We start from the raw sequence: 8,710 nt of genomic DNA, 5'->3' as shown, positions 1-8,710 counted from the left end.
CCCGCATGAGGGTATTCGTAACAGGATCGATTCGAACTTCGGAAGTGTCCGGAACTTGCTTTAGGCAGACTACGAAGTGCACTAAAAAATCTCCCTTCATAAATAAGTACTTTTAAAGAACCATTGTTACATAATTGAGTACTATTGTTTGTCCACCAAATTTTACGGATAATTCAGTATACTCGCATTATGTACTATATTTCACAACTTGTCAATTAATTTTTTACAGAATTTTTTGATAGAGCTCTTCGTCACGGTAGGTATGATTTGAGAGAAAAAAATAGGAACGGAGCACATGTAAGGTTGGGATAGTTGGCAGATAAACGTTGTTCTGTCAGAGCCGATTCGCCAAAGAGAGGAACTTCTTACACCAAGCTTTGAGTTTTTTGATGTGGCAAAAAAGGGAGGTGTCGTTGGATTAATATACTTCAAGATACTTCCCCTTATTGTTCTTGTAAATCATTTGCATTCATATCCATATTTCAAGTAGCTTTAGGGATTACGAAGTGCGAATTTTGGTGTTAGCTAGACGGAAAAGTCTTAGGTGTTTGTTTTGTAATTACAGAGATCTGGACATAGTGAGGGGCATCATCGGTTGAAGTACAAAAAGACGACTAAGAATATGGATATTTATCAGTTCGTAAATTCGGCCGTAAAAATCAAGCACACAGAGGTAGCAATTCTTGGGGGGTAAAGAGATGCTTGGTGAAAAAATCCTTGCTGCATTTAAAGGCGATTCAAAGGAATTAGAAATGGAATCTTCGGACCCTGGCTCAACTAAAATAATAACAAGAAGAGCTTTTCTAAAAACATTTATCGGGACAGCAGCAGGGTTTTACTTTTTTGGTATTTCCTTATCAAATAATCACGTAAAGCTAGTACGTCAGCAACCAGCTTTAGTCATTGCCGACGAAGTCCAACCTCCCCATGTGTCTCATCATATAATTAACAGGCCCTTTATTAATGCATTTAATCACGTAGTAACTCCAACCTATGATCGTTCCGATCAATCGGTTCATCCGAGTATTATTGATTTTATGACTGAATACGGCATTAATAGTTGGGGAGGATTTCGTTATTGGATGGCTTTTACCCCTTATCCCAACTACAATAGTGCCTTCGAGAATCCAAGCCTTTTAGTCAGCAAGGATGGACTTAATTGGATTGACCCACCCGGGATTAAAAACCCATTGGTTTCAAAGCCGTTAGGATCCTATTTAGGAAACTACAATTCAGATCCGGAATTGGTTTTTGACCCGGATCAAGACACTCTAATTCTTTACTGGCGCGAATATTACCAGGATGCTTATGAGGAAATATGGGTTAAAAAAATCAGTTCAAATCATACGTTACGTGATAAGATCCTCTGCTTTAAAAAAACTTGGGACCATCAAACCGGTTTAATGTTATCTCCGACGGTTTGGAGAAAAAGTGCTCAAGAGTGGTATATGTGGACTACTGATGGAAATGTGACAATGCATTTATATACATCGGCAGATGGCATTACCTGGAGTTTAGGACAGCCTTGTAGTGCTCCCTGGAATACATGGAATGGCGGGTATATTCCTTGGCATATAGGAGCTAAACCCAATCACCTTGAACAAGAAATTGAATTTTTAATTTCTGGGTGGCCTAATAAAGGAACGATCAAAGATTGTCAATTGCTCTATGCAACCGCACCTATGTCACAACCGAAAGAGCTTAGTATGCCACTTCCGGGACCATTACTTGGACCCGGTGCCGGAGATCAATGGGATGATGGTTATATTTACCGAAGCAGTTTTGTTCGGGAAACCGGAGATGTGCCTAAATTTCGAATCTGGTATTCTGCCTGTTCGAAGAAAAAAGCTTGGCATATTGGGTATACCGAAGGAAACCTTGGATAATATCCAGTAAAACACTGAGCAAACATAAAGAAAGGTACTAAAAGAATACACCTAAAGTCATGGATATCGAGGGACTAAAACTAATCACTCAAAACATAGTAAAAACGGCAGTTAAGAATAAGGCTTTTGAACACGAAACCATTGACGAATATATGATTGTTTCCATAGTAACGCAAGTGATTATTGCTTACAACCTAGTAATCGATTGAAAATATTTTCATATAATGATTTGAGGGACCTTGGGAGTAAGAGGGGTTACTCAGTAGGGGGGATGCAGATTGGCTGATTACGGAATATACAAAGTTCGTTTCAATATCAACCACTCTAGAATTCGTGAAGTCCAAGTTTATAAAATCAAGGCTAATACGATTAATGTCAATGAAAGCATAACGATGGACAGGGAAAGTATTATATCTAAAATCTATTCACAAAATTCTTTTGTTACGTTGATTAAAGACCCTGGAGGGTATCTGCGAAAAGGAACTGAGGTTTATATCTACCAACAATGTCTAGAAGATTACATCAAGACTGAGGATAATTGTAGCAGAATGGACTACTTGGGTAAATTGTCAGAGTACTAATAAGATGGTGCTTCATGTTTATTGGATTATGTTTTATGAATAAGGTGATATTATTTTGTGCAAACCAAATGACATATACCAAACATTTAAGATTGGTATGTGTCATTTGGTGTACCAATATCGTACTTACCGGTAGGTTAGGAACTTTTTTTGAAAGGTGTTAAGATAAAAGTGTCGACGAGAGGCACTAACACAATTCAAAAGGAGTTTTTACTATTTTGGCAGTTTAGCAGAGGCCGTCTTTGGTCGCAATGACAAGGACTATGGCGGTATCAAGTTCAAGGAAATGGCCATCGTGTATAATCACCATTATTTACTTAAATCCCAAAAAAGGATTTTATATATTCTTGACGAAAATTGCATTATTAATGAATATATAGTAGCGGATACTTCCTAACGGCACAGAAACATACCTTCCTCAGTTCAAATAGATAGTAAAACTGTGACACTAATATTTAGATAAACTTATTTATTGGGAGATGTATCATTGAACAACGCTGAAAATCACGAACACGATAAAAAACTTCTTCTCCAAGTATTCCGTTACCTCCAGGCTCTCGATCAACTCAAGAACCCTGTACCCATGGATATTAATACCCAGCCGTGGTTACTGTGGTTTGGAGATATGCCAGAGCATCCAACAATCCGTCGTGGGAATGTGGCAGGCAATTCCCTAGATGATGAAAGTTCATCTGACGATTACATTGTTAAAGTAGGTCGACCTGAGCTCTACGACCCTCCCACACCGCCGGCTCAATTACTTTCCTGGTTAGAGAAGGGCTGGCAAGAGGTCAATGGGTCTGTTAAAGTTATCCCCCAGAAGCAAGTGGAAATCGCCCCAAAAACAATTCATTTTGGCGATGAGCAAACTCGAGTAGATCTATATGCAGAGTGGGTGGAAGAATGGAACAAATGGCTAGAAACTAAAGACTTCGAGAACCCTGAGGGCAGTAATAACAAACCTGTACCGCCAGCAGAGCTCATCCCTTGGCTAACAGAGGATTGGCAAACTAGTGAGCACACAATACAGGCCGAAAAGACCCTCATCAAGCCTGAAGAGATACTTATAATACGTTTCGATGACGATCCCGAACGTCCTCAACTTCTTAACGAATGGTCCCCGAAACGCGAAGCCTGGGTTTGCAAGGAACGTCCGGCGCGGCAAGCAATGACAATCTTTACGAAGCTTTATGACCTTTATGCCCGCCTTGAACGTGAGTCTGAGCAGGTCGAACTTGTGCTAGGCGATGGCCTTTTAGATTGGACAGGTAGCGAAGCTGGAAATTTCTATCATCCCATACTGCTACTTCGTTTACGAATTGAATTCGACCCAGCCCTTCCCGAATTCACGGTGTCGGAAGGGGACAAGCCGACTGAGCTTTATAGCGCACTACTGCGCCTTATTCCTGAGGTTACTGCCAAATCGATGAGTACTTTACAAGAAGACTTAGATAATGGTGGCTGGCATCCTCTGGGTGGTGAAAACACTTCCGAGTCCCTTAAACGCTTAGTCATTCAACTCTCGCCCTATGGTGATCTAACGCCCACAAACTCGAGAAATAAGCGGGACATCCCAATGATACAGCGCAATCCTTTGCTGTTTTTGCGCAAGAGGACACTAGGTTATAGCCAAGCCCTTGAAGCCATCATTGAAGATTTACCTGAACGTGACGATTTGCCTGATTTTCTGAAGAACGTCGTGGGTATCGTGACTGAAAAATCGCGTGAGGTGGACGGTGGGGGAACGCCGACTGGCATAGACCCTAACGGAGAAGATGAAACTATTCTGCTCAGTAAAGAAGCTAATGGCGAACAATTACAAATTGCTCAGCGTTTGGACCAACACGGAGCAGTTTTGGTGCAAGGCCCCCCTGGGACCGGTAAAACCCATACCATCGCGAACTTGATCGGACATTTGTTGGCCCAAGGAAAAAGCATTCTGGTCACGAGTCATACCTCAAAGGCCTTGCAAGTGCTGCGTGAAAAAGTAGTAGAACCACTTCAGCCCCTATGTATAAGCCAAATTAGTGATAATAGTCGCGATCAAATGGATCGTGCGATCGATGCGATCACGGAACGTCTTTCTACATCTAATGCGGACGTCTTAGAACGGGAAGCTGAACAATTGCAGACCCAACGATTAGAGCTTATTCGAAGATTAAGAGAAACCCGACATAAATTACTCCTTGCCCGCCAGGATGAATATCGCTCAATCGTTGTGGCAGGTAAAGAATACCCACCCTCAGAAGCTGCCCGTCTAGTCAAAGACACAAAGGACGTTGATAACTGGATCCCAGGTCCAGTTTCTTTAGGAGCGCCCTTACCACTATCACCCACTGAGCTAGCAGAATTATATCGGACGAACGTCGCTTTAAGTCCAGAAGACGAACGGGAACTTAAGACCGCGCTGCCAGAGCCCGAGAATTTACCGACCCCTACAGAATTTGAGCGGTTTGCAACAGAAAAGAAAAATGTCGATAGTATAGAGCTTAATGAGCGTCCCGAGTTGTGGTCTTCAGGTGATCCAATGACGAACACGAAAGACCTTGAGTATTTGAGCGAACGCCTGCTTAAGGCTGTTGAAGTACTGAATACCCGTGATCAATGGCGTCTCGATACACTAGAGGCTGGTATGGATGGCGGCGTTGCACGTGACGCATGGCAAAACCTCATAACTCAGGTAGAACAAGTGTCGAGGCAAGCGCTGGAGGCTAAGGAACTCTTGCTTGAATGGGGTCCAACCCTGCCAACGGATATGAGTCTTGAAGAGGAAGAAAAAATTCTTGCTGAAATTCTCGATTTTCTGAAGCAAAGTACTAAGCTCACTAGCTTTAAACTCTGGACAAAACGACCATGGAAGGCGTTTATCGAGAAAGCGCGTGTAGAAGGAAAGTCACCTTCCGAGAAAACGCATTTTGAAGCTCTAAGGGTTGTCCTTGAGTTAACCAAAGCCAGAACCAAACTTGTTGAACGCTGGGAACGCCAGGTTGCTGTCTTAGGTGGCCCTGGTCGAGAAGAACTAGGGACCACTCCCGAAAATGTTTGCCAGCAGTTAGTTTACGCTCTCCGTCAAGGTCTTGATTGGGCAGCGACCCAATGGAATCCGCTCTTGGATGAGCTTAAACGCTTTGGTTTTGACTGGGAGCTTTTCCTCACGCATGTCCCGATTCATGCCGGTGAGCATGGTCGCTTGCTTAGAATTCACGATCTGGTAAAGGGTGAACTAACTCTGGTGCTTTTAGCCCATTCCACCTATTGTCATAAAGTACGACTACAGCACAAACTCGAGGAACTAGTGACAGTCGTCAAGTCTGTAGATAATCTGGAGACCCAGGCTGCGGTGGTTTCTTCCTTATACGACGCGCTCTCAGGCCTAAATCTTTCTAACTATAAGCAAGCATATCATCGTTTGATCGAGCTAACTTCTAGACGTCAGGATATTGAACTACGCCACAAGTTTTTAGCAAAACTTGAGCAAGTAGCACCTAATTGGTCAAGTGCCCTACGATCGCGAACTGATTTACATGGGTCAGGTAGGATTCCAAGTAACCCCACAGACGCCTGGCTATGGTGTCAACTACAGGGTGAATTGGAACAACGGGCAAGGACCTCGATGGAGGAATTGCAGGCACGTATTACTCAGCTGTCGGAAGACCTTCGTCGCACGACCGCTATACTTGTCGAGAAGAAGTCCTGGGCAGCGCAAGTGAGGCGAACGACCCTAACCCAACGCCAGGCACTTCAGGGCTGGAAAGAAATCATGCATCGTATTGGTAAAGGTACGGGGAAACGAGTACCACGGTTTTTAGCCGAAGCGCGTAAATTAATGCCGATCTGTCAATCGGCTGTGCCAGTCTGGATTATGCCCATCAACCGCGTCATCGAAAATTTTAACCCTAAGACCAACCGCTTTGATGTCGTCATCGTCGATGAAGCCAGCCAGGCCGATGCCATGGCCTTAACGACCTTATACTTAGGGAGTCAAGTCGTTATCGTCGGCGACCACGAACAGGTTAGCCCGGTAGGCGTCGGGCAAAATCAAGATGAGATCCAAAAACTGATCGATGAACATTTGCCTGGCATTCCTAACAGTCAGCTCTACGACGGCTTGTTCTCTATTTACAATTTAGGCATGACTACCTTTGATCCGATCTGCTTACGTGAACACTTCCGTTGTGTATCACCGATCATTCAATTTAGTAACTTCTTGTCTTATAATGGAAAAATCAAGCCCTTGCGTGATGAAAGCGAAGTGAAACTTAAACCCTTTACGGTCGCGTATAGAGTAGAGGGAGCAACTTCCCGTGGTAAGACCAATGACAAAGAAGCTCATACGATTGTTTCGTTGATCCTCGCTTGCATCGAAAACCCCCTCTATAGGGATGCCTCCTTTGGGGTGATTTCTCTGGTCGGGGAAGAACAAGCCATGTTGATCGATCGTCTCTTGCAAACGAATTTGTCCCCCTCAGAGTACACAAGACGGCGGATTCAGTGCGGCAATCCGGCCCATTTTCAAGGAGATGAACGGGACGTTATATTCCTGTCTGTCGTCGACGCGCCGACCGGGCAGGGCCCACTAACTCTAAAGCGTGAGGGTGCTCATGATATGTATAAGAAACGCTTCAATGTAGCTGCAAGCCGAGCACGTGATCAGTTATGGGTTGTCCATTCCGTTGATCCTGACATAGATTTGAAAGCCGGAGATATCCGACGCGACCTTATTAAACATGCCCAGGACCCCTATGCCGTGACGAACGCTCTTGAACAACAGGAAACAAAGACTGAGTCCGAATTCGAACGCCAGGTTTTAAGACAATTAGTGCATAAGGGTTTCCGCGTCACACCCCAGTGGCCAGTCGGAGCTTTTAGGATCGACATGGTCGTTGAGGGAAATGGTAAACGCCTTGCAGTGGAATGTGATGGTGATCGCTATCATACCTTGGAAAACCTGGGCGAAGACATGTCACGCCAGGCTATTTTGGAACGCCTCGGCTGGCGCTTTGTCCGCATCAGAGGCAGTGAGTTTTTTAGAGATCCTGAGGGAGCGATGAGACTAGTATTTGAACGACTTCAAGCCCTAGAGATCCCGGCCGAAGGGATGAAGATGGACAAGGTTCCAGTCCAATCCACTGAGGTTCTAGAAGGTGCGATCTTTAGACGTGCTGCAGAAATTCGTCGTGGCTGGGGTATGGAACCACCGCTTAGCGACCTTGTACAACAAACTGAAGAGCTGCTACTAACTAAAGGGCTACTACAAAATCAAGAGCTATCCAATACTGACGTGGTAAAAATTGAAGAAGTCATCGAAGTAATTGATGATGAAATCATCGACGATGTTCAAGCTGTTACAGCACCTGGGGTGACAAATAAGCAGGACCTTATTGAGAAGTTTGAGGAAAATACTATTCCTCTGGTCCGGCGTATAGGTCGAAATATACCTTTCCAAATCAAGTTCCAGGATAACGTTATAATTCCAAGCACAATTCCCAATATATTAACGAGCGTGCTAGAAGAATTGCTTGTTTTACGCCCTGATATTATTAATAATCTTGATTCTAAGTACGTATGTCAAAGGCAACCACGTTTTACCTACGACAGTGCAGCGTTTCTTGACTATGTGAAATTTGAGAGGTTATCGAATGGTATGTATGTCTTCAGCACCTCAAACGTTGTGAGAACCATTCGAATCACCTATAGTATTCTTGACTTATGCGGATTCAAGAAAGAGGATCTACAAATGATTTATGATTTATAAACTGATTTGTAGACGAAGAGACGGGACGAAATGCTCGGCATATCTCGTAAGTTGAGAGCTGCTGGTTAAGGAAAATGTCCAAGAGGGCTTGGTGTAGTATACTTCCCTGTTTCAGATAGGATAAACTTTCCAAGAAACTCATCTTATGATAAGATTATTTAGAAAAGTTGGCTCTGACAAAGAGAAGAAATTTTTGAGGAGGTTAATATTATGATTGCTGAAGTGAATAAAGATGAGTGCATCGGGTGTGAATCATGCCCTGCATTCTGCCCTGAGGTGTTTAAGATGGAGGCTGACGGGTTAGCAGTAGCTTACACAAACCCGGTTCCCAGTGAGTTTGAGGCAGCTGCAAAAGAAGCTGCCGAGGGCTGCCCAGCACATTGTATTACTATTGAATAGTTAAGTGATGATAAGGTAAAAAAGTAAAAACGGATGTTAATCATCCGTTTTTTTACATATAAAGATCAGAATGTTTAGCTATAATCTAG

General features: G+C 43.6%; 5 protein-coding genes and 1 pseudogene. 5 read left to right on the top strand and 1 reads right to left on the bottom strand.

The window, feature by feature from the left end; all coding sequences use genetic code 11:
* Positions 1-82 (bottom strand): annotated as a pseudogene (locus E4K68_RS21210) (electron transfer flavoprotein subunit beta); the annotation flags it as partial.
* A 616-nt stretch (positions 83-698) separates the two neighbouring features.
* Between E4K68_RS21210 and E4K68_RS17725 the strand changes: the two are divergent.
* The 5 genes from E4K68_RS17725 (at position 699) to E4K68_RS17710 (ending at position 8,621) form a co-directional block, all read left to right on the top strand.
* The gene (locus tag E4K68_RS17725; RefSeq protein WP_135380245.1) at positions 699-1,886 is read left to right on the top strand and encodes a hypothetical protein; all 1,188 of its coding nucleotides are present in this window, start codon (positions 699-701) and stop codon (positions 1,884-1,886) included.
* 59 nt (positions 1,887-1,945) lie between these two features.
* Entirely contained in the window at positions 1,946-2,095 is a 150-nt protein-coding gene (locus tag E4K68_RS20480; RefSeq protein WP_158291461.1) for a hypothetical protein, read from the top strand.
* 69 nt (positions 2,096-2,164) lie between these two features.
* On the top strand, positions 2,165-2,467 hold the full coding sequence (locus E4K68_RS17720; protein ID WP_135380244.1) for a hypothetical protein: 303 nt from the start codon (positions 2,165-2,167) through the stop codon (positions 2,465-2,467).
* 487 nt (positions 2,468-2,954) lie between these two features.
* A complete protein-coding gene (locus E4K68_RS17715; protein ID WP_135380243.1) occupies positions 2,955-8,222 on the top strand; it encodes an AAA domain-containing protein in 5,268 nt (1,755 codons plus the stop codon).
* 210 nt (positions 8,223-8,432) lie between these two features.
* The gene (locus E4K68_RS17710) at positions 8,433-8,621 is read left to right on the top strand and encodes a ferredoxin (RefSeq protein WP_135380242.1); all 189 of its coding nucleotides are present in this window, start codon (positions 8,433-8,435) and stop codon (positions 8,619-8,621) included.
* Positions 8,622-8,710: the final 89 nt, after the last annotated feature.

Origin of the sequence: Desulfosporosinus sp. Sb-LF, from assembly GCF_004766055.1 — a bacterium.
Taxonomy (GTDB): domain Bacteria; phylum Bacillota; class Desulfitobacteriia; order Desulfitobacteriales; family Desulfitobacteriaceae; genus Desulfosporosinus.
The sequence above is the reverse complement of the archived record's forward strand: the minus strand, read 5'-3'. Positions and strand labels throughout refer to the sequence as shown.

Coding starts and splice junctions, on each gene's coding strand:
- E4K68_RS17725 (WP_135380245.1), top strand. CDS start 699: ATGCTTGGTGAAAAAATCCTTGCTGCATTTAAAGGCGATTCAAAGGAA.
- E4K68_RS17710 (WP_135380242.1), top strand. CDS start 8,433: ATGATTGCTGAAGTGAATAAAGATGAGTGCATCGGGTGTGAATCATGC.
- E4K68_RS20480 (WP_158291461.1), top strand. CDS start 1,946: ATGGATATCGAGGGACTAAAACTAATCACTCAAAACATAGTAAAAACG.